This window comes from Undibacterium sp. YM2 (assembly GCF_009937975.1).
Lineage (GTDB): Bacteria > Pseudomonadota > Gammaproteobacteria > Burkholderiales > Burkholderiaceae_D > Undibacterium.
Map to the genome: position 1 here is coordinate 1,800,147 of NZ_AP018441.1, position 18,550 is coordinate 1,818,696.

General features: G+C 50.7%; 22 protein-coding genes and 1 tRNA gene. 10 read left to right on the plus strand and 13 right to left on the minus strand.

Annotated features, from left to right (window positions below; genetic code table 11):
• Window positions 1-55: 55 nt before the first annotated feature.
• The 6 genes from UNDYM_RS07905 (at window position 56) to UNDYM_RS07930 (ending at window position 6,489) form a co-directional block, all read left to right on the plus strand.
• Window positions 56-442 carry a flagellar protein FlaG gene (locus UNDYM_RS07905; RefSeq protein WP_162040553.1) on the plus strand — a complete coding sequence of 129 codons (387 nt, stop codon included), beginning with the start codon at window positions 56-58 and terminating at the stop codon, window positions 440-442.
• An 11-nt stretch (window positions 443-453) separates the two neighbouring features.
• Window positions 454-1,389 carry a hypothetical protein gene (locus UNDYM_RS07910; protein ID WP_162040554.1) on the plus strand — a complete coding sequence of 312 codons (936 nt, stop codon included), beginning with the start codon at window positions 454-456 and terminating at the stop codon, window positions 1,387-1,389.
• 210 nt (window positions 1,390-1,599) lie between these two features.
• Complete coding sequence (locus UNDYM_RS07915; protein ID WP_162040555.1) at window positions 1,600-3,063, plus strand: pyridoxal-dependent decarboxylase; 1,464 nt, start codon at window positions 1,600-1,602, stop codon at window positions 3,061-3,063.
• A gap of 4 nt (window positions 3,064-3,067) precedes the next feature.
• Entirely contained in the window at window positions 3,068-4,321 is a 1,254-nt protein-coding gene (locus UNDYM_RS07920; RefSeq protein ID WP_162040556.1) for a RimK family alpha-L-glutamate ligase, read from the plus strand.
• Between the two features lie 23 nt (window positions 4,322-4,344).
• The gene (locus UNDYM_RS07925) at window positions 4,345-5,877 is read left to right on the plus strand and encodes a hypothetical protein (RefSeq protein WP_162040557.1); all 1,533 of its coding nucleotides are present in this window, start codon (window positions 4,345-4,347) and stop codon (window positions 5,875-5,877) included.
• 75 nt (window positions 5,878-5,952) lie between these two features.
• Window positions 5,953-6,489, plus strand: coding sequence for an isochorismatase family protein (locus UNDYM_RS07930; protein WP_162040558.1), 537 nt, complete (start codon window positions 5,953-5,955; stop codon window positions 6,487-6,489).
• A gap of 34 nt (window positions 6,490-6,523) precedes the next feature.
• Here UNDYM_RS07930 and UNDYM_RS07935 read toward each other — a convergent pair whose 3' ends face one another.
• The gene (locus tag UNDYM_RS07935) at window positions 6,524-7,204 is read right to left on the minus strand and encodes a hypothetical protein (protein ID WP_162040559.1); all 681 of its coding nucleotides are present in this window, start codon (window positions 7,202-7,204) and stop codon (window positions 6,524-6,526) included.
• 300 nt (window positions 7,205-7,504) lie between these two features.
• Between UNDYM_RS07935 and UNDYM_RS07940 the strand changes: the two genes are divergently transcribed.
• Both UNDYM_RS07940 and UNDYM_RS07945 read left to right on the plus strand, forming a co-directional pair.
• The gene (locus UNDYM_RS07940) at window positions 7,505-8,212 is read left to right on the plus strand and encodes an SDR family oxidoreductase (RefSeq protein WP_162040560.1); all 708 of its coding nucleotides are present in this window, start codon (window positions 7,505-7,507) and stop codon (window positions 8,210-8,212) included.
• Window positions 8,213-8,302: 90 nt separating this feature from the next.
• Complete coding sequence (locus tag UNDYM_RS07945) at window positions 8,303-8,860, plus strand: hypothetical protein (RefSeq protein ID WP_162040561.1); 558 nt, start codon at window positions 8,303-8,305, stop codon at window positions 8,858-8,860.
• Window positions 8,861-8,862: 2 nt separating this feature from the next.
• Here UNDYM_RS07945 and UNDYM_RS07950 read toward each other — a convergent pair whose 3' ends face one another.
• The 3 genes from UNDYM_RS07950 to UNDYM_RS07960 form a co-directional block, all read right to left on the minus strand.
• Window positions 8,863-9,615, minus strand: coding sequence for an SDR family oxidoreductase (locus UNDYM_RS07950; protein ID WP_162040562.1), 753 nt, complete (start codon window positions 9,613-9,615; stop codon window positions 8,863-8,865).
• Between the two features lie 268 nt (window positions 9,616-9,883).
• Window positions 9,884-10,519: a hypothetical protein gene (locus UNDYM_RS07955; protein ID WP_162040563.1), complete on the minus strand. Its 636-nt coding sequence runs from the start codon at window positions 10,517-10,519 to the stop codon at window positions 9,884-9,886.
• Between the two features lie 58 nt (window positions 10,520-10,577).
• Complete coding sequence (locus UNDYM_RS07960; protein ID WP_162040564.1) at window positions 10,578-12,488, minus strand: ATP-binding cassette domain-containing protein; 1,911 nt, start codon at window positions 12,486-12,488, stop codon at window positions 10,578-10,580.
• Between the two features lie 175 nt (window positions 12,489-12,663).
• Between UNDYM_RS07960 and UNDYM_RS07965 the strand changes: the two genes are divergently transcribed.
• Both UNDYM_RS07965 and UNDYM_RS07970 read left to right on the plus strand, forming a co-directional pair.
• A tRNA-Arg gene (locus tag UNDYM_RS07965) sits at window positions 12,664-12,738 on the plus strand.
• Between the two features lie 173 nt (window positions 12,739-12,911).
• Window positions 12,912-13,928, plus strand: coding sequence for a site-specific integrase (locus UNDYM_RS07970; RefSeq protein WP_162040565.1), 1,017 nt, complete (start codon window positions 12,912-12,914; stop codon window positions 13,926-13,928).
• On the opposite strand, the gene UNDYM_RS07975 is transcribed toward UNDYM_RS07970, so the two are convergent.
• From UNDYM_RS07975 to UNDYM_RS08015, 9 genes are read right to left on the minus strand one after another with little or no spacing between them, the layout of a single operon-like run.
• Window positions 13,925-14,200 carry a hypothetical protein gene (locus UNDYM_RS07975; RefSeq protein WP_162040566.1) on the minus strand — a complete coding sequence of 92 codons (276 nt, stop codon included), beginning with the start codon at window positions 14,198-14,200 and terminating at the stop codon, window positions 13,925-13,927. The two genes, UNDYM_RS07970 and UNDYM_RS07975, sit on opposite strands and share 4 nt — an antisense overlap.
• A complete protein-coding gene (locus tag UNDYM_RS07980; RefSeq protein WP_162040567.1) occupies window positions 14,197-14,661 on the minus strand; it encodes a hypothetical protein in 465 nt (154 codons plus the stop codon). Before UNDYM_RS07980 ends, UNDYM_RS07975 begins: the two co-directional genes overlap by 4 nt.
• 24 nt (window positions 14,662-14,685) lie before the next feature.
• Window positions 14,686-14,856, minus strand: coding sequence for a hypothetical protein (locus tag UNDYM_RS07985; protein ID WP_162040568.1), 171 nt, complete (start codon window positions 14,854-14,856; stop codon window positions 14,686-14,688).
• Complete coding sequence (locus UNDYM_RS07990) at window positions 14,856-15,146, minus strand: ASCH domain-containing protein (RefSeq protein WP_162040569.1); 291 nt, start codon at window positions 15,144-15,146, stop codon at window positions 14,856-14,858. Before UNDYM_RS07990 ends, UNDYM_RS07985 begins: the two co-directional genes overlap by 1 nt.
• Before the next feature lie 2 nt (window positions 15,147-15,148).
• Window positions 15,149-15,724, minus strand: coding sequence for a hypothetical protein (locus tag UNDYM_RS07995; protein WP_162040570.1), 576 nt, complete (start codon window positions 15,722-15,724; stop codon window positions 15,149-15,151).
• Window positions 15,721-16,821 carry an RNA-directed DNA polymerase gene (locus tag UNDYM_RS08000; protein WP_162040571.1) on the minus strand — a complete coding sequence of 367 codons (1,101 nt, stop codon included), beginning with the start codon at window positions 16,819-16,821 and terminating at the stop codon, window positions 15,721-15,723. Before UNDYM_RS08000 ends, UNDYM_RS07995 begins: the two co-directional genes overlap by 4 nt.
• A complete protein-coding gene (locus UNDYM_RS08005) occupies window positions 16,818-17,582 on the minus strand; it encodes a hypothetical protein (protein ID WP_162040572.1) in 765 nt (254 codons plus the stop codon). Before UNDYM_RS08005 ends, UNDYM_RS08000 begins: the two co-directional genes overlap by 4 nt.
• Window positions 17,579-18,112, minus strand: coding sequence for a hypothetical protein (locus UNDYM_RS30565; RefSeq protein WP_232063827.1), 534 nt, complete (start codon window positions 18,110-18,112; stop codon window positions 17,579-17,581). The genes UNDYM_RS08005 and UNDYM_RS30565 overlap by 4 nt, the downstream gene beginning before the upstream one ends.
• The gene (locus UNDYM_RS08015; protein WP_162040573.1) at window positions 18,099-18,515 is read right to left on the minus strand and encodes a four helix bundle protein; all 417 of its coding nucleotides are present in this window, start codon (window positions 18,513-18,515) and stop codon (window positions 18,099-18,101) included. The genes UNDYM_RS30565 and UNDYM_RS08015 overlap by 14 nt, the downstream gene beginning before the upstream one ends.
• Between the last annotated feature and the right edge of the window lie 35 nt (window positions 18,516-18,550).

The following is an 18,550-nucleotide window of genomic DNA, read 5'->3' on the forward strand; positions in this document are numbered from 1 at the left end:
ATACACAATATGCGGTAATCCGTCATTGGGTTTAATTTATGGGCTGGAGAGCAAAATGAGCATCAATCAAATAGCAGGTGGGGCCACTGGCGGTGTCAGTGTTGATACCCGGCAAGATGTTAAAATTGCCCCCGTTGTTGTTAAACAGGTGTCTGCTCCTGCACCTGTTGAGGCGAGTAAAACTGCTGTCAGTAAAGACAGTCAGCCTCAAAATGACATTTCTGCCAAAGAGCTCAAGAACTCTGTTGACCAGATTAACCGCGCCATAGGCTTGAATAAAAGCGTCAATCTCAACCTCGACAATGATTCCGGTAAAGTGGTGGTACAGATTGTTGATAATGAAACCAAGGTTGTCTTGCGCCAAATCCCATCAAAAGAAGTGCTGGCTATCGCCCGCGATCTTGAAGGTAAAAAAGGCGTTTTGCTTAATGATCATGCATGAATGGATGAAGAGTGATTGTCAGCTCTGATGTTGAATACTGGTTAAAGCAAGCAAATCTTCCCCTCCACGACAGGATAGGTAAGGCACCTGAAGAATTATTGGCCTATGTTGCGAAAGTGAATAACAGCACTTTTGCTGACCAACTACCTGCGCAAGCCGAACTGAATCCCGATTTTTTAAATGATATCCGCGCAGCGATAGTGGACATGCCACCTCCTGTGCTGCAGCTTTTGGATAAACCCCTGCTGGGTGTCTATTTAGGTTGCGGCCTGGGATCATCTGCGGTGACTGACGTTGTTGCAGGCCCGGATGGTAAGGTGCTCGGCCTGGTGACACTCATGGATGCCGACGCTTTTTTAGACCGCACGGCAAATGACTGGGCCAGCTGGAAAGAAAACACCCCATTTTTGCCAGGCTCAGCTTTTCAAGTCCATCTGCAAATTGAAACTGCGGAAAACGATAACCGCAAAAATGCCATGCAGTTTTTGCTCTTGCATGAATTTGGTCATGTGCTGACTGCCGGTAGCGAGTTTTTACCCGACTGGTGGATAGGTTCGCAAAAATTCAGATCGACTGAAGAATATAGTTTCTTGAGTCTGTCCTGGCAAATAGCCATGAGTGGCGACATTATTCCTTTGCTCAGACATGATTTTGAGCACCGCAAGGACTTGCGCTTTTATAGCGATCAGCAAGTTGATGGCGATTTAATCCCAGGTATCTACAAGGCGCTTGAAAAAACCGGCTTCTCCAGTCTGTATGCCGCAACCAATGCCTATGACGATTTTGCCGAAGCATTTGCCATGTATGTACATGGCATGATGATGGGCAAGCCTTATCGATTGAGCATTCGTTCTGGCGATGAAATCATCATGGAAGTGGCGGATTACTGGTCCAGCCCACGAGCCCGCTCCAGGAAACAGTTATTTGCTGAATACCTCGGTAATTGACAATACTCCCCCTAAGCTCTGGACATAAGCAGGGGGTAGATAAAGCGTTGCCTTTAGGTCACTTTTTGCTATTGAACTATTCGTTTGCATCAATAAAGCAGCAAAATTTGCTTTATTCGACACTTCATTTTCCATCCGCTCATCCATAATGTGAATAAGCTTAGGCGCTTCTTGCCTTTATGCTGCAATTATTCACGGATGGATATCTGAATGACCGTACCGCCAAAGAACTTCATGGACCCGGACGACTGGCAGGCCCTGCGTGCGCAGGGACATCGCATGCTGGACGATATCCTTGATTACGCAGAGCACATACGCGAGCGCCCGGTCTGGCAAGTGATACCGGATGAAGTGCGCGCAAAGTTCCAGTCGGGTTTGCCAACTGCGCCGACTGAGCTCGGTGAAGTGCATCAACAATTCATGGAAAATATCTTGCCGTATTCGGTAGGCAATAGCCATCCTGGCTTCATGGGCTGGGTGCAGGGAGGTGGTAATCCTGTTGGTACTTTGGCAGAAATGCTGGCAGCGGGACTGAACGCCAATCTGGGTGGGCGTGATCATATACCGATAGAAGTCGAGCGTCAGATAACGCGCTGGGTCAGCGAGCTATTCCATTTTCCGGATACTGCCAGTGGCCTGTTCGTGACTGGCACGTCGATGGCTAACTTCATTGCCGTACTGGTAGCGCGGGCGCGTACTCTGGGTACAGAGGTAAGGCATCAGGGGCTCACGGCTTTTCCTGAACGGCTGGTGGCTTATACCTCAGCAGGGGCGCACGGTTGCGTCGCACAGGCCATGGACATGGCAGGGATGGGGAGAAATGCCTTGCGCGTCATCCCCATGAATGCCAGCTTTGAGATGGATGTCGGCGCATTGCAGGCAGCAATCGCGGCAGACCGCGCAGCGGGATTGACGCCATTCATGCTGATAGGTACTGCCGGTTCAGTGGATGTTGGCGCGATTGATGACTTACAGGCCCTGGCGGATGTCGCCAGCACTGAAAAATTATGGTTCCATATTGATGGTGCATTTGGTGCGCTGGGTATGTTATCTCCCCTTATTGCTGCACGCCTGGTTGGCATAGAACGGGCTGATTCGATTGCCTTTGATTTTCATAAATGGTTGCAAGTACCTTACGATGCAGGCTTTATTCTGGTACGCGACAGCGATGCACATTATGCGACCTTTGCCACGCCAGCCAGTTATTTGCGACGTGAGAGCAAAGGCCTGGCAGGTGGCTCACCCTGGCCCTGTGATTTTGGCCCTGATTTGTCTCGCGGTTTCAGGGCGCTCAAAACCTGGTTTACCATACAGGTATATGGTGCCGAGCGACTGGGGCAGATGATTGCCCACACCTGCGAGCTGGGGCAGTATCTTAAAGACTGTATCCTGGCGAATTCAAAATTTGAATTGATGGCACCGGTTGCATTGAATATAGTCTGTTTCCGCTACCTTGTTGCTGGTCTCAGTGATGAAGCCGTGGATGCACTTAATGCCAGTATCGTCATGGCCTTGCAAGAGTCAGGCATAGCGGCACCATCAACCACCATCATTAACAAGCGGCTTGCCATACGCGCGGCAATCGTCAATCACAGAACTACCTCTGCCGATATCGACGCCTTGCTTAATGCAACTCTCGCCATAGGCGAGCAAATTCATACTTCAGGTGATTGAGAATATGATCGATATCGACGAATCCCTTGTTGCAGAAAACAAGCCAGCGCAAAGTAAATTGATAGGCCTGGCACCCCTGATGCGCATTGCTTTTTCTGGTGGTGATTTAAAGCCACTGGGTAAAGAATTGATCGCCTATGCAGAAAAACATCCGCATGACGCGCATGCACTCATGAACCTGGCAACGGTATTGATCTTGCTCGGTCATCGTGATGCGGCTTTGTCCACTCAGATGGAGGCATTGCGCCTGCAGCCGCTGTATTCTGTCCCCACGACCCGCGAACCCACCTTGCGCCTGCTGGCACTCATGACAGACGGTGACCTGATGGCCAATACGCCGCTTGAATTTTTGGTCGAAGATTCCGACATCGCACTTGATTTGTTATATGTAGGCGCAGGCATACCTGCAGTGGAACAGTTGCCACCACATGATGTTATGTTTGTTGCTGTGGGTGAGGCAGATGGCAAGAACAGCTTGCTGCTTGACCTGCAAGAGATTATCCAGACCTGGCCCACACCCGTGTTAAACGCACCTGAACGCATTACCCACTTGGGCCGCGACCGGGCCTGCGCCTTGCTGCAGGACGCGCCAGGTGTCGCCATGCCCACGTCAGCCCGCATCAGCCGTCAAACGCTGGAGCAGATAGGTGGTGGCGAGGTGGCTGTCAGCAGTATTTTGGGTGGCGATGATTTCCCCATCATAGCCCGCCCCCTGGGCTCACATGCGGGCCATGGCTTGCGCAAAGTATTGTCGGCTGAAGATGTGCCAGATTACCTGCAAGCCGTACCTAGTGAAGAATTTTATATCGCCCGCTTTGTTGATTACCGCACCCTCGCAGATGGTCAGTTCAGGAAGTACCGCATTATCCTGATTGATGGCAAGCCCTTCATCTCACATATGGGTATTTCCAAACACTGGATGATCCATTACCTGAACGCCGGCATGACAGACAGCGCAGAAAAACGGGATGAAGAAGCACGCTTCATGCAAAGCTTTGATGAAGATTTTGTACCCCGGCATGCAATAGCATTTGCAGAAATATTCAAACGTCTTGACCTTGATTATGTAGGCATAGACTGTGGCGAAACCCAGGACGGCAAGCTGCTGATTTTTGAAGTCGATAGCGACATGATTGTGCATGCGATGGACCCTGTCGATATGTTCCCCTATAAGCAGGAGCCCATGCAAAAATTATTTGCCGCATTCAGGGATTTGCTGATCAAGACAGCCAGAATGTCGCCGGCTTACCAGGGCTAGTTTGTATAGAATTACTTGACCCTATGCTTAGCAAAACCCATATTGCATTCCCATCGCTGGATCAGCTTTTGACAGGCGGTGGCGATGCGCGCATCGCACTGGATGATGATGGCTATAATAAATACGGTTGCGGCATAGTGCCAGATAGCCTGTCGCTGGCCTTTGGCTCTGCGACGGCATCAACAATCTCTGCCACGGCACGCGCTGCTGCCAACGCTGTCTATCAAAAAATGGCGGCCGTCAATGGTGGGGCAGAATATTACCCCTTAGTAGAACATGAGCTTGAGCTTGTCAGGCAAGAGTTAAGGCAATTATGTGGATTAACAGAAAACCTGGAGTCTGCCGACCTGGCAGCGACTGATGTTGTCTTCGCCGCCTCAGGTACAGACCTGCATTTGATTGCGGCGCAAATGTTGGCCTTGTCATCACAAGACGGTCAGTCTGCCTTGCCCATGCTGGTGATCATGGTCGATCCAGCTGAAACAGGCAGCTCGGTACCAGCCGCTTTAAGCGGGCAGCATTTCAGCAACCGCTCTGCTCTTGATGTCACCGTCACTGCAGGCGAAACTATTCCTGGCAGCATACCCACAGAATTGCGCACGATAAGCATCAGGGCGGGCGATGGCAGTGCACGCAATTTGCAAGATGTTGATGCAGAGGTAAGAGCATTGACTGAGGCGGCAATTGCCCAGCACAGGCAGGTCATGCTGGTACTGGCAGATGTCAGCAAGACGGGCATGATTGCACCTGCTATCGATGTCGCCACGGGTTTAAGCCTGCAGTATCGCCACAATTTTCATGTCATGGTAGATGCCTGCCAGTTCCGCATTTCCAATGCCAGCCTGCATGCCTATTTGCAGCAAGGCTTTCTGGTTGCAGTCACTGGTTCCAAATTTTTAAGCGGCCCCAGCTTCTCTGGTGCATTGTTTGTTCCTGCTCCGGTAGCAAAAAAACTGAAATCATTGAGTTTGCCGCTGGCTTTGCAAGCATATTCCAGCCGTGCCGACTGGCCGCGTGACTGGCCAGGGGCAGACAAGCTGGGCAGGCAAGTCAATACAGGTTTGCTACTGCGCTGGGTGGCAGCGCTCGCTGAATTACGTGCATTCCGGCAATTGCCGGAAACTGCCATCCATCGTTTTGTCCTGCAATTTGGACATGCCGTCCAGTCATATTTTAAGCATAGCCCTCATCTGGTTTTGCTGCCCATCGTCATTCCTGAACGCGGCGTTTTGCATGAAAATGTGTCCTGGGACCAGTTACCGAGCATCTTCCCTTTTGTAATCAAGGACGCCAGTGGCCAGCATTTTCTTAATCGTGAGCAAACCATGCTGGTCTACAGGCGCTTGCAAAAAGAAAAACACATGCAGTTAGGGCAACCGGTGCTGTGCGGCGTGCGCCAGCAAACGCCCGTGAGTGCACTCCGCCTCTGTCTCAGTGCACGACTGATAGTCAGTGCAATTGACGGAGAGGGTGATAGCGCAGAAAAAGTTATCGAAGATGCATTGCTGGTGCTGGATACTGCTGCACAATTGGCAGCGCAGTTTGAACAGGTCTAGCGGTGTTGCGCCGGGCTGCCGTATCCGCAGTATCATATTGCTTTATGCCATATAGTGCTTTTAGGCTTTGCTACAATGAATACCTTACTGATTATCGATATGCAAAATGCCTGGTTACATGGTCAAACCCGGCGTTTTGACAAGGTAAACGTTATTAAACGCATACAGCGCGCAGTGGAGCATACCCGTGAACATGGTGGCCAGGTGATTTTTGTGCGTCACGCCAATGACGAAGCGCTGGTTGGTTCTGCAGGGTGGGAAGTCATACCCGAACTGCCATTTGCACCTGGCGATGTTTTTGTCGATAAAACTGCCTGTGATTCATTTGCTGGTACCGGCCTCGATACACATTTAAAAGTCACCGGGGCGCATACGCTGATTGTTTGTGGTTTGACGACAGAGTTTTGTGTAGATACGACGATCCGTGCTGCCGCATCGCATGGTTTTGATGTGATTGCCCTGTCTGATGCGCATACGACTGGCGACAGACCTCACATGAAAGCCGAAAAAATAGTCGAGCACCACAACTGGGTCTGGTCGAATATTGCGACTCTAGCCAATAGCCGCATCATGGTGCGCACTACGGCTGAAGTGTTTGGTCAGCACTATTAAGCTCGCTTAGGCACGTTCAAGGCCAGGCACACTACTATTTTGTACAGCCCAGCTCTTTTAAACTGGTTTCAGTGTCGCGCTTGTTATTGGCCTGTGTTTCCATGTCCAGTGCCGTTCCACCTGCTTTTTGCGCATTACGCAAGGCATTGATTTGCTTGCGTAGTTCATCACACTGCTTTTGTTTGCGGGCAGCTTCGGCAGGATCTGGCTTGCTGCTGTCTTTTGAGTTTTCACCAGTCACTGCCTTGCGCTCAGCAGCCTGATGGCGGCTGGCCTCATCTTCACTTGCGCGCGGACCAAATTTGCGCTCGGCTTCTTTTTCAGCCATGCAATCACTTTCGATTTTCATGCGTACGTCATTGGCATTGCCTTTCATGGCATAGACATCGGCAACGATTCTGCGCTGCTCGGCAGTTTTGGCTTCAGACAGCATTCTGTCCTGTAATGCGCCGCCTTCCTTGTACCAGATCATTTTCTTCGCTTCTTCGCCACGGCGCACGCAATTGGCATCCAGGGGCGGTTTATCCGAGGTAGATGGGCTGGGGTTTTTCTTGATCATTTGGCCTTGCCCGCCATCACAAGGCTTGTCCTGATAAGTGCTGCCACAACGATACAGGTTTTGCGCCTGGGCCTGCCCAGGCAAGCTGCTACCAACGATGAGCAGGGCTTGCAGTGACAGGGTGAAAGCGAGTGAAATAAAGAGAGCGGGACGCATGCTGATTAACCAATGCAGAGAGATATAGATTCATTACTTTAGCATCCTGCCCGGCACAGTGGTGAGCTGTCGAGGCGGGGAGGCCCCTGATTTTTGTAAATTACGTAACATTCTTTGATCAGTTTTTTACAATGAGCATTTGAAATTTATTTAAATGATGATTGACATCTAAAAATATGACGATCATAATCTAATTAAGTTGATTGACTTCAAGTAGGGAAAGCAAGTTCTCGACGGCCTCGCTTGCAACGCAATTCAATCAAGCTTATTTATCAAACTTAGTTATCAACAGGATTAATCATGGAACTCAAGAATACTGTCGCCTTCGTCACTGGTGCTAACCGTGGTTTAGGTCTGGCATTTGCCAAGGCCTTGCTGGATGCAGGCGTCAAAAAAGTCTATGCAGCGGCTAGGAACCCTGCGCAAATTACTTTGCCCGGTCTCCATCCCATACAACTTGATGTCACCGATCAGCAGCAGGTGCTGGCAGCAGTCCAGGCTTGCGGTGACGTGAACCTGCTCATCAACAATGCAGGCATTGCCCAGCCATCACCATTTCTTGCCAGTGACAGCGTGGCTGCCATACGTGCGCAGTTCGACACCAATTTCTTTGGCATGCTGGCAATGAGCCAGGCTTTTGCCCCTGTGCTGAAAGCCAATGGTGGCGGCGCACTGGTCAATATGCTCTCGGTCCTGAGCTGGATTAACCTCGCTGGCATCAATGGTTACAGCGCATCCAAGGCCGCAGCCTGGTCATTGACGAATGGTTTGCGCAATGAATTGCGGGCGCAGGGTACGCTGGTAGTTGGCGTACATGCCGCCTTCATCGATACCGATATGACGCAACATGTGGCCATGCCAAAATCTACACCACAGCAAGTTGCATTACAGGTCGTGGAGGCAATAGCGAAGGGCAGGGAAGAAGTGTTTGCCGATGAGATTACGCGCCAGGTCAAGCGGGCGCTGTCGCTGGACTCAGCACCCTATCTGCGTGAGGGCGGTCAGTAAAATTCAGCAATGTGAATCAGCGCAGCAGTGCAATGAAAGCCTTTGCCGGGTTATGATGCAAAATTCCCAATCCGGTAAAAGGACGTGCCCGTGTCTGGACTTATCCGTAACTTCCTGACGGTCATACTGGCCCTGTTCGCTTACTGCATAGTCCGCCGCCGCGCAGCTGCAACTGCTTCTGCAGGTGATCGTGTTACTTCGTATTTCTGGATCACACCATGGGATACCGGCATCAGGACTTTGAAGAGTGACAAATACTTCCAGCTGGCAGAATCAGCACAACTGGACTTTGTCATCAAAACCGCTTTGTTGCGCCCCATGCTGAGTAGCGGAACGGCTTTTGTCAATGTATCGCAACTGGCCAGTTTCATGAAACCCCTGCACATTTTCCAGAGGGTGCGGGTAGAGACGCGCATCATGCATGCAGATGAAAAATGCGCATATTTTTCACATGCATTCTACGCAGGTGACGCGCTTCATGTTGAGCCACATGCTGAGCTACTGGTCAAAATGAAATTCAAGCGCGGGCGCTTAACAGTAAACCCATTTGAATTGCTGGGCTTGCGTTTTGAAGAGCCACCCGCACAACTGCTGGCCTGGGAGCAGGCGCTGGCAGTAATGACATCTTTACGAAACGCATCGCAATAACATTACCGCCCGCCAGATACATCAACAAAACTACCAGTGATATAAGAAGCCGCATCACTCAACAAAAAACTGATGGCAGAGGCCACTTCTTCAGGTGCGCCGCCGCGCAGCATGGGAACATTGGTTTTCAGTCTTTCTACCCGGTTCGCCTCACCTCCATCGGCGTGCATAGTGGTGTGTATCAAACCAGGCCGCACGCTGTTGACACGTATGCCTTCAGCCGCCACTTCTACCGACAAGCCCTTGGTAAGGGTATCTATGGCGCCTTTGGTCGCTGCATAATCAATGTATTCAAAAGCTGAACCAAGACGCGCGGCAGCTGAAGAGACATTGACGATGGCACCGCCTTTGCCCCCGTGCCTGGTTGACATGCGTTTCACCGCTTCGCGGCAGCATAGAAAATAACTGGTGACATTGGTACTGAGCAGGCGGTTGATGCGCTCTGCCGTCAAGTCTTCCAGGCGGCATTGCTGCATGAGTATGCCGGCATTATTGACCAGCGCATCGAGCTTGCCTAGCCGCGCATCTATTTCATTGAACAGGCGTACGACCTCTGTTTCATTGGCAACATCAGCTTGCAGGGCAATCGCCGTACCACCTTGCGCCTCTATCTCTTGCACGACTTGCTGTGCCGCTTCATGATTGTGCAGGTAGTTGATGCAGACGGCATAACCGGCAGCGGCCAGTTGCTGTGCCGTAGCGGCACCTATACCGCGGCTACCACCTGTGACCAATGCTACTTTTGCGTTTTTCATTACTTTGATCCTCACCTGGAAATTATCTGCGCGATGAGCAATTGTATAGGCGCCTGGATCGTGAGTTGAATGAAATTTATTTGTCAACCGCAGGCGGCGATGCACTTATTTTGTCGAGTGCAATCGTTGTATCGTAAGCAGGGTTGATTTGCAGTTTGCTCTTGTTGTGCTTTTGTACGCCACATTGCATGGTTTCCCTGGTTGGTCCGCTGCAACGCCAGCTCTCACCTTCAGGGTGGGAAAAAGTAATTGTATAGATGGGATAGGTTTACGCCAGAATATGCGCCATGCTCTGGTACGAGTCTTTGGGGTTTGCATATTTGCGTGCATGTAAACCACCTGTGAGCACAACGATAGTATGCTGAGGATAAAGCCTGGCACGAACATTGATATTGAGTCCCATGACAGTTTCTCTATATCCGCCCCAAAATGATTCCTGTTTTTGCAAGCGCACAGGCCAGCTCTTGTCTGCCTGATCGTAGGCAAATACCATCACAGGCATGCCTGCCTTGCCCCACTTGCGACTGGTTTCTATGACAGATAATACCGCTTCGCTCGCCATGCCAAATTTTCTGGCTGTGTGCCAAAAAGTGCCGCTGAGCAGATCCATTCGGTCATCTGCATCTCCTTCTGATTGCAGATACTTGTTGATCGCTTCTTGTTCGCTGGCAGGTATCTCCAGGCCAATCAATAATGGCTTGCCATTATTAAGCAGACGACAGGCCAGTTGTAATGCATAAAGTGGAGTTTCTGTGCTGCCGTGCGAATCATCGACGAAGATGATGCGATTTTTTAGTGCATCCTCAGGCAGGTTTTTTTCAGGCTGACAATCTGCTGCGTTTGCTGGTGCAATTCCAATTAAGGAAACGCTTAGTAGTGTCAGGAAAATGTGGATGATTTTCATGTTGAATGCATATCCTGTCTTAATGGCAAGATATGCATTCTATTACAGTCTGTTAGTTTTAGCCTTTGCTACGTGCTTCTATCACTTCCCATTTTTCCAAAGCCTCCAGTAATTGCTCGTCAATCTCAGCATGACGGGCATTCAAGAGATTGGCTTGCTCCGGGCCGTTTTTATACAGATTGGCATCGGCCAGTTTTTCGGTGATGGATGCCTGCTCGGCTTCGAGAGAAGCGATCAGCTTGGGTAATTCCTCCAGTTCGCGCTGCTCTTTGTAGCTGAGCTTTTTCGGCTTGGCTGCTGCTGGCGCACTCATGGTTGATACTGCTGCTACAGTCGGTTTTTGCTCGGTCTTCGCTGTTTTGGTGACCGGTACTGTGCTGCGATAGCGTTCCCAGTCGGTGTAGCCACCAATAAATTCACGCCACTGGCCTTCACCTTCAGCAACGATAACCTGAGTCACCACATTGTCGAGGAAGGTGCGGTCATGGCTGACCAAGAAGACAGTGCCAGTATATTCTTCCAGCAATTCTTCCAGCAATTCCAGCGTGTCGATATCCAGATCATTGGTCGGTTCATCCAGCACCAGTGCGTTGGCTGGCTTGGCAAACAGGCGGGCTAGCAAGAGGCGGTTGCGTTCACCACCAGACAATGATTTAACCGGTGAGCGTGCGCGCTCAGGGGCGAACAAAAAGTCACCCAGATAAGACATCACATGCTTGCGCTGACCATTCACTTCTACCCAGTCACTACCTGGGGCTATCGTGTCTGCCAGACTGGCTTCTTCATTCAGTTGCGCACGCATCTGATCAAAGTAAGCGATCTGCAATTTGCTGCCTTGCTTGATGGTGCCACTGTCCGGTTCATCCTGACCCAAAATCAGTTTCAGCAAGGTGGTTTTACCGGCACCATTCTGGCCAATGAGACCCACCTTGTCGCCACGCAAAATAATGCTGGAGAAATCATCGATGATGACTTTGTCGCCAAAGCGCTTGCTGACATTTTCCAGTTCTGCCACGATCTTGCCTGAGCGTTCACCAGAGCCTACATCCAGCTTGACCTGGCCTTGCTGTTCACGACGGGCGCTACGTTGCAGGCGCAATTGTTCCAGGCGCTTGACGCGGCCTTCATCGCGCACGCGACGGGCTTTGACGCCTTTGCGTATCCAGATTTCTTCTTGCGCCAAAAACTTGTCAAACTTGGCGTTTTCCACTTCTTCATTTTCCAGCAGATCCGCTTTGCGGGACTGGTAAGTTGTGAAATTGCCAGGGAAAGAAGTCAGCTTGCCGCGATCCAGTTCTATGATGCGCGTCGCTACATTATCCAGAAAACTACGGTCATGGGTGATGAACAGCACGCTGCCTTTAAAGTCTTTCAGCAGAGCTTCCAGCCATTGTATCGATGAAAAATCCAGGTGATTGGTTGGTTCATCAAGCAGCAGGACATCCGGTGCGCTGACCAAAGCACAGGCCAGGGCCACGCGCTTTTTCATACCGCCCGACAGCGTACCCATGATGGCGTCTTTGGACAGGTTCAGCTTGTCCAGCGTGGTTTCTACCTTGTTACCCAGGCTCCATGCGTCAGCCGCATCCAGCTTCACCTGTATGTCGTGCATGCGCTCCATCAGGGCATCATCACTGTCACCACCAAACTGGCCAGTCAATGCTTCATATTCCTGCAACAGGGCAGGCAGCTCACCCAGACCGGATGCCACAGCGTCGAACACGCTGAGCTCCATGTCAAATTGCGGTTCCTGCTCAACATAGGCGATCTGTATGCCTTGCTGCATGACCAGCAGGCCGTCATCAATCTTGGACTTGCGGGCAATAATCTTCAGCAAAGAAGACTTGCCAGTACCATTGCGCCCGATCAGGCCAACACGCTCGCCTGCCTCTATGGAAAACTCTGCATGATCGAGCAGAGCAACGTGACCGAATGCCAATTGGGCATCGCTTAATGAGATAACTGCCATAAAACCCTGTGAAACCGGCATCATGGAGATGCGCGGACATAAATTGGAGAAAAGCAGTATTGTACGCTAGGGGGCACCTAAACTCATCTGCTGAATTGATTGTTGGCCCAAGCTCAGGTAAGATGGCGGGCTGATTGAGAAATGCACAAGCAAAACTTGCCATTTCTCACCGTGTCTCGCCGTAGTTCAATGGATAGAACGTATGCCTCCTAAGCGTAAGATACAGGTTCGATTCCTGTCGGCGGGACCAGAAGCACAAGCAACAAACCATCAAAAACAGCAGAAAATGTAGTTAAATCAACGAGTTAAGTACATTTTTAACTGCCTGTCCATTCGGCAAAATACCGATAAAAACCGATAATTTCTTGCTGCCATTACGCCAGATTTACACCATAATTACGCCACCATTTATTTGGAGGGTGTATGGCGAGCTATAGTAAGCGTGAAGGGGCGTGGCGGGCTCAGGTGGCAATCATGGGCACGCGACAAAGTAAGTCATTTGCAACAAAAGCGCAAGCTGTTGCCTGGGCAACACAACTTGAGGCAGATCTCAGAAATAACCTTGCTACCGGCACGGTCCATGGCAAGACGTTGGAAGATGCCTGCCGCCGCTATGAGAAAGAGGTGTCACCTACCAAGCGCGGCCACCAGTGGGAAGTGAAGCGCCTTACCTGGATGTGTGACTATCAAGTATTCGGAAAGCGTCTTGGCGACTATGAGCTGGTGGACATCACCCCAGAAGTGCTGGGCAAGTTCCGCGACATGCGCCTGGTGGGTAGTCCTGAATGGCGGGCAGTGACCGGATCCACTTTTAACCGCGACCTTAATCTGCTGAGTAATGTGTTTCACACTGCGGTCAAGGAATGGCAGTGGATAGTGCAAAGTCCCACGCGCAACGTCAGGCGGCCAAAAGAATCACCTTCACGCGACAGATTGATATCGGACGATGAGATTGAGCGCATCAGCGTGAATCTTGGGTTTGATTTCCAGCCGGTGACGACAAAGAAGCAGGCCGCTGGGGCTGCGTTTCTATTTGCCATTGAGACAGCAATGCGCCAGGCGGAAATTTGTAGCCTGACCAACAAGTCGATCAAGGGGCGAGTCGCCCATCTGGATAGTACAAAGAACGGCTCAGAGCGTGATGTGCCCTTGTCGAAGGTAGCGCGGGAGATATTGGCCTGCCTGCCGGCACAAGAGAAAGATGATGTCCCCCTGTTTTTGCAGACGCCGCCCAGGTTGAGCGCTATCTTTGCCAAGGCAACAGCGCAATGCCTGATTGAAAACCTGACCTTTCATGACACGCGCCATGAAGCCATTACGCGCCTGGCCAAGAAACTGAACGTGCTTGACCTGGCGCGCATGGTGGGGCATAAAGACTTGCGCATGCTGCAAATTTATTATAACGAGACCGCAGAAAACATGGCCGACAGGCTCGACTAATGTTTCTCTTTGTATTTTTCCACCCAGGAGATGACCTCGGTGGCTTTATAGAGGGGCTGGCCTTTGTGTCCCTTGGCGGAAGGTAGGCGCACCGCGCGCGGAAAATCAGGCAAGCAGGCCAGCCGCTCACGCACCGTTGCCGGGTCGCGCTTGATGTACTCGGCAATCGTGCTTATATCCCACATGTCAATGCTCAGCGGAATGGCTGGCTTGATATGCCTTGCAACCGCGCTGGCCAGGCGTTCTATCAGGTCTGGTTCGTTTGTATTCATGCCGTCCTCGCTATATTCTGTGTTTCTGTAGAAAACTCTGCCATTGCTGCAATAAAGTCCTTCCACTCATGCCTTGTGAAATTCAGTAAAAGGGCTTGCTTATTACCCCTCCAAAGCCCGCAGGTTTCGAGCGTTTGGCCTTCATGGTTCCACCAGGCCCCGCGAATTGATGTGCCCCAATTCAGTCGCCCTGCAAAGAATGGCATGTTGATCATGAGCAGGAACCAGCGGTAATCATCTTCGTTTTCTATATAGCTGATGATTGTTTGGTTGCTGACGGCGGTGCAGACTTCCAGTGCTTTGCTGGCGAATATCTCGCCCATATCGCTGTCGTAGGTAATGAAGCAAAAAATGTAGTCGGCTAAAAACGCTTCCCGGCTCATTTCCTCATCCAACTCGCATTGGATGTGATAGCTGTTTTCAAGCAAATGTTTATAGCTGCCTGTTGTATCTTGGCTCACGGCTTCTTGTCCTTTTTAATCTTATTAGTCGTTGTGTTCTATTTGCTGCCCGCAAATCAATTTTTCTAATGCTATTGCAGCAGCATTTGCCTGGCTTTCTGTTTTTGTAGTTACCATCAAGGCGACTATAAATCCGTCTTCAGTTTTTTCAACTGGATAGATCGATATCACAACGTCTTCAAAAATTTGCTCCATCATTCCTCCTTTGGAATTTCGCCAACATGAATTGCATACACTTCAACTGGTTTATTGCCAAAGTGCGGATGCGTTATAGTTTCTTTGTGCCATCCAACAAAGCGGCGCTTGATGATTCTTTCTTGATCATCGCTACGTGGATAGCCGCATTTCAGAATAATGTTGATGTAGTGAGGATGTTCAAGGCGCTTTGACCAGTACGGCGTTACCTTACGATATTCATATTTCTTGGTTCCAGCCTTGATGGCGTCGAAATATTCTTTCTTCAGGTTTAAATGCAGATCAGCCATGATCATGTCTCCGAGCTCAAAGCATCAATCACGTAAGCAAAAAGCTGCTCAGGCGAAAGCTGGTGGCGGTCAAAGTCATAGTGAAAATCAACACCGCGACGACAAACACTGCATGCGTGGATGGTGCCTTCTCCCATCTTTTGCATGATTGTCACGACGATACCCTTGCACGGTGTATGGTGATATTCCAGCGCTGGCATGTAGTATTCCTGGCCTGGGCCATACTGTTCAATTTCGCGCATGATGATGTTGACATCAGCAACCGGGTAACTTTCCCTTCCGCCTTTATCGCTGCGTGGGCCATTGTGGCTGATCAGTAGATGTGTGCCGGTTCCAGGCTTTACGACTTCCAGATCACAACGTTGATTGACCTGAATCCCCTTCAGTACGCGTGAGCGAAATGCAAAGCGGTGGTTATGTACGGCAGAATGTTCAAAACAGCCGCGCCTTGGCAGGTCTGGGTGCCATACGTGCATGCGCTGGCCGCCGCCTAATACCAACTGTATAAAGCCAAGTCCATGAAGGCTGATGACTTCTTTGGTTGGGGTAAAGTCTTTTACTGTAGATATCGCATTCATGTTGTTGCCCTCCTAAAAGTCTTCGTCAATTGTTTATCCACCGCAAATCCCCTACGCAGCGCCAGCCGGGCCAGCAAGGCGCGGTCGTGGTGGCTGGCGGGGCTTTGGCGTAGCAGGCCAAAGTAGCTATTTGCCGTGGTGTGAAAATCTGCGTCTGATGCGGCGCGCATGCGGGCCTGGGCTTCGTGTACTGTCCTGCGGCGGGTGGTGGTGTGCCATGGCTTGATGACGTGGCCGACGAAATCGACTCCTCGAGTAACTGGCTGCAGGATGGTTTTGCTGTGGTTGAGCCTTGCGCCCAGGTGGGCGGGTAGCCATGCATCTATCTTTGCCAGAGCATCATTGAGCCAGGCTGCTGAATCGTGCAGGATGATGAAGTCATCGACGTAGCGGATGTAGTGCCTGGCGCGTAGTTGGTGCTTGGCGTACTGGTCCAGCGCGTCCAGATAGACATTGGCAAAGAACTGGCTGGACAGGTTGCCGATAGGCAGGCCCAGATGCGCCGGCTGGTTGGTCAGGCGTTTGTGTGCCGGTACCAGTGATGCCAGTTGCGCAGCGCCGCGCAGCTCAAAATTCTGGCGCGGGTCGTGCCAGAGGATGGTGTTGGCCAAGTCCATCCAGAAGGGCTCATCGATACGCTTTGCGAGCTGCTGTTGCACGATGGATTTGTCGATCTGCACAAAGAAGTTGGCCAGGTCCATCTTCAGATAGTAGGTGGGCTTAGACCAGTTCTGCGATGCGCTGCGGATTTTGGCTTCTAACCGCCTGGCCGCGTACAGGGTGCCGCGTCCTGGTATGCATGCGCAGCTATCGGCAATAAAGCTGGCGTAGAAGCGCGGGGCGATGTGGTTGTACAGCAGATGATGCACGATGCGGTCGCGGAAGTCTGCCGCCCATACTTCGCGGGCTTTGGGCTTGGTGACGACAAAGCAGATGGACTTGCCGGGCGCATAGGTGCCTGCGGCCAGTTCGTCATTCAGCTTGATCAGGTTGCGTTCCAGGTTGGCTTCAAATGCCAGTGCGCTGGGCGTGTTGCGCTTGCTTTGGCGGCAGTCGAAGTAGGCTTGTACCAGTGATTCGAATGTAAAGTCATTCATAGCATTTCACCCACAAGGTCAATTGATAGTTGGATGGGAGATAGTGACCTTATCCAAAGCGGCGATGATTGCTGACTTTCGATTCGTTCACGCATAATCGCTGCCCTTGCTTCTTTTGTGGGCGGTGTATACGTGCCTTTCCAGGCCGAATCAATACCTATGTTCTGTGCAATATTGGTACTGTCTGCACTTGAAAACGGGAAGCGTGTAAACACTTCCGGATTGAGCATCCTTAGGCCATGAATTTTGGTGTTTGGTTGGCCGGACTCATTGCAAATGATGTCCATGGCTTCAGCCATTCTGTTCCACCATCTTGCGGTCCCGATTTTTGTAAACTCCCCCGAGCTGCCCAGGCAAATACGTGGCCAGTTCGCAGCTAGGCGTTCAAGGCGATCCAGCGATTCATGTAAATGCCAAACCGGTGCACCTATGTGAGGGGCTGAAAGTCTCCAAGGCCAGTCGTTCAGTAGAGCATCGTTTGCATCTTCATCACCATCAATCACATCTGGAATGCATGCAAAATCAAAATTCGGATATTTGTGTATGTCATTTACCCAGGCGTAAAAGCTTGTCCAGTCGGTAACTGGTGTGCCGCTTACCCATGCAGAGAATGCACCGTTGTCCACTGCAAAACTTTGTGCTGCTTCAATCGCAATTGTTAGTTGGTCTGCGTGGCGAAATGAGACAAACGCATGTCCGCCGCTTATAGCGCGGACTGCAGCAGTGGCAGGTGTAATCGGCAGGCCATGGTAGTGAATCATTTGGCTTCCCGAACCGTGATTATTTCTACGCCATGATGTAGCGCGGTAATTGTTTGATGCCCGCCAAATCGGTTAATAAAATCATCTGCGATGTTTTCATGGTAATTAGATTTGTGTAGTGCTGCCGCCGTGATGATATGTTCAACATGAATCATCTTTTTAGATTGAATCTCTAGGGTATAAATAATCGCATCACCATTAGTAGGGCAGAGTGATACGAATTGATATCGGTAGTTATTCATATTTTTAGTCTGTAAAAAGCCAGCATGGCCCTCGGTGGTACCATTTTTATCTGCGGACGGCACGCGCGCGGTACTCGTTGCTCTTGTGGTTGTTGTTCTGGTTGCCATTGTTGAAATTCTGCATCCATGCATAAGAGGGGTTGCCCGCGTTCTGCGGTAATTCATGCTATCCACGTCATCAAGCCGAAGGCATAAGCCGATCAGCTTGGCAACTGCGCCAGACCTGCCAGCATGGCTGGTGGTATCTGTGATGCGCTTGGCGGTGGGTGGTGTTCTACCCAGCGGCATGACCAGATTTAAATAATGAGTTCTGACGAGGCTGCCTTGACACCCTCGTATCTGACTCTGGTACTACTGCGGATTTCTTCCACCCGTTTGCCTGTTTTCCTACGTCATCTGTCAATTGCACTGCCTCTGCGTACTGTTTTGTTGATATAAAGCGCATGTCTTTACATAGGCGAAACAGTATTTCTGCGGCGTGGACTTGCTCCAGCAATTTCGATAGATAGGCGGTCTTGTCCTGGGCTGCATTGGCATTGGCGATAAGGACAATGTTCTGCAAGCACAGGCTGCGAATTTCGCCACCAATCGAGCCTTTAAAATCTTTGGGCATGTTCTTGGTGACGTTGGTCGCCAGCTTCAAAAGCTCGTAGGCTTTTTGGTAAATCGGCAAATCGTGGTGTAGGGCCATGCTGAAAAAAAGTTTCGGGCTTCGCCCTGGTTAAG

What these genes read in the sequence shown, in the direction of transcription:
- UNDYM_RS07970 (WP_162040565.1), top strand. Translation starts at nt 12,912, where the DNA reads ATGGCGAGCTATAGTAAGCGTGAAGGGGCGTGGCGGGCTCAGGTGGCA.
- UNDYM_RS07990 (WP_162040569.1), bottom strand. Translation starts at nt 15,146, where the DNA reads ATGGCTGATCTGCATTTAAACCTGAAGAAAGAATATTTCGACGCCATC.
- UNDYM_RS08015 (WP_162040573.1), bottom strand. Translation starts at nt 18,515, where the DNA reads ATGGCCCTACACCACGATTTGCCGATTTACCAAAAAGCCTACGAGCTT.
- UNDYM_RS07905 (WP_162040553.1), top strand. Translation starts at nt 56, where the DNA reads ATGAGCATCAATCAAATAGCAGGTGGGGCCACTGGCGGTGTCAGTGTT.
- UNDYM_RS07935 (WP_162040559.1), bottom strand. Translation starts at nt 7,204, where the DNA reads ATGCGTCCCGCTCTCTTTATTTCACTCGCTTTCACCCTGTCACTGCAA.
- UNDYM_RS07975 (WP_162040566.1), bottom strand. Translation starts at nt 14,200, where the DNA reads ATGAATACAAACGAACCAGACCTGATAGAACGCCTGGCCAGCGCGGTT.
- UNDYM_RS07985 (WP_162040568.1), bottom strand. Translation starts at nt 14,856, where the DNA reads ATGGAGCAAATTTTTGAAGACGTTGTGATATCGATCTATCCAGTTGAA.
- UNDYM_RS07925 (WP_162040557.1), top strand. Translation starts at nt 4,345, where the DNA reads ATGCTTAGCAAAACCCATATTGCATTCCCATCGCTGGATCAGCTTTTG.
- UNDYM_RS07930 (WP_162040558.1), top strand. Translation starts at nt 5,953, where the DNA reads ATGAATACCTTACTGATTATCGATATGCAAAATGCCTGGTTACATGGT.
- UNDYM_RS07955 (WP_162040563.1), bottom strand. Translation starts at nt 10,519, where the DNA reads ATGAAAATCATCCACATTTTCCTGACACTACTAAGCGTTTCCTTAATT.
- UNDYM_RS07950 (WP_162040562.1), bottom strand. Translation starts at nt 9,615, where the DNA reads ATGAAAAACGCAAAAGTAGCATTGGTCACAGGTGGTAGCCGCGGTATA.
- UNDYM_RS08000 (WP_162040571.1), bottom strand. Translation starts at nt 16,821, where the DNA reads ATGAATGACTTTACATTCGAATCACTGGTACAAGCCTACTTCGACTGC.
- UNDYM_RS08005 (WP_162040572.1), bottom strand. Translation starts at nt 17,582, where the DNA reads ATGATTCACTACCATGGCCTGCCGATTACACCTGCCACTGCTGCAGTC.
- UNDYM_RS07915 (WP_162040555.1), top strand. Translation starts at nt 1,600, where the DNA reads ATGACCGTACCGCCAAAGAACTTCATGGACCCGGACGACTGGCAGGCC.
- UNDYM_RS07940 (WP_162040560.1), top strand. Translation starts at nt 7,505, where the DNA reads ATGGAACTCAAGAATACTGTCGCCTTCGTCACTGGTGCTAACCGTGGT.
- UNDYM_RS07995 (WP_162040570.1), bottom strand. Translation starts at nt 15,724, where the DNA reads ATGAATGCGATATCTACAGTAAAAGACTTTACCCCAACCAAAGAAGTC.
- UNDYM_RS30565 (WP_232063827.1), bottom strand. Translation starts at nt 18,112, where the DNA reads ATGCCGCTGGGTAGAACACCACCCACCGCCAAGCGCATCACAGATACC.
- UNDYM_RS07960 (WP_162040564.1), bottom strand. Translation starts at nt 12,488, where the DNA reads ATGGCAGTTATCTCATTAAGCGATGCCCAATTGGCATTCGGTCACGTT.
- UNDYM_RS07920 (WP_162040556.1), top strand. Translation starts at nt 3,068, where the DNA reads ATGATCGATATCGACGAATCCCTTGTTGCAGAAAACAAGCCAGCGCAA.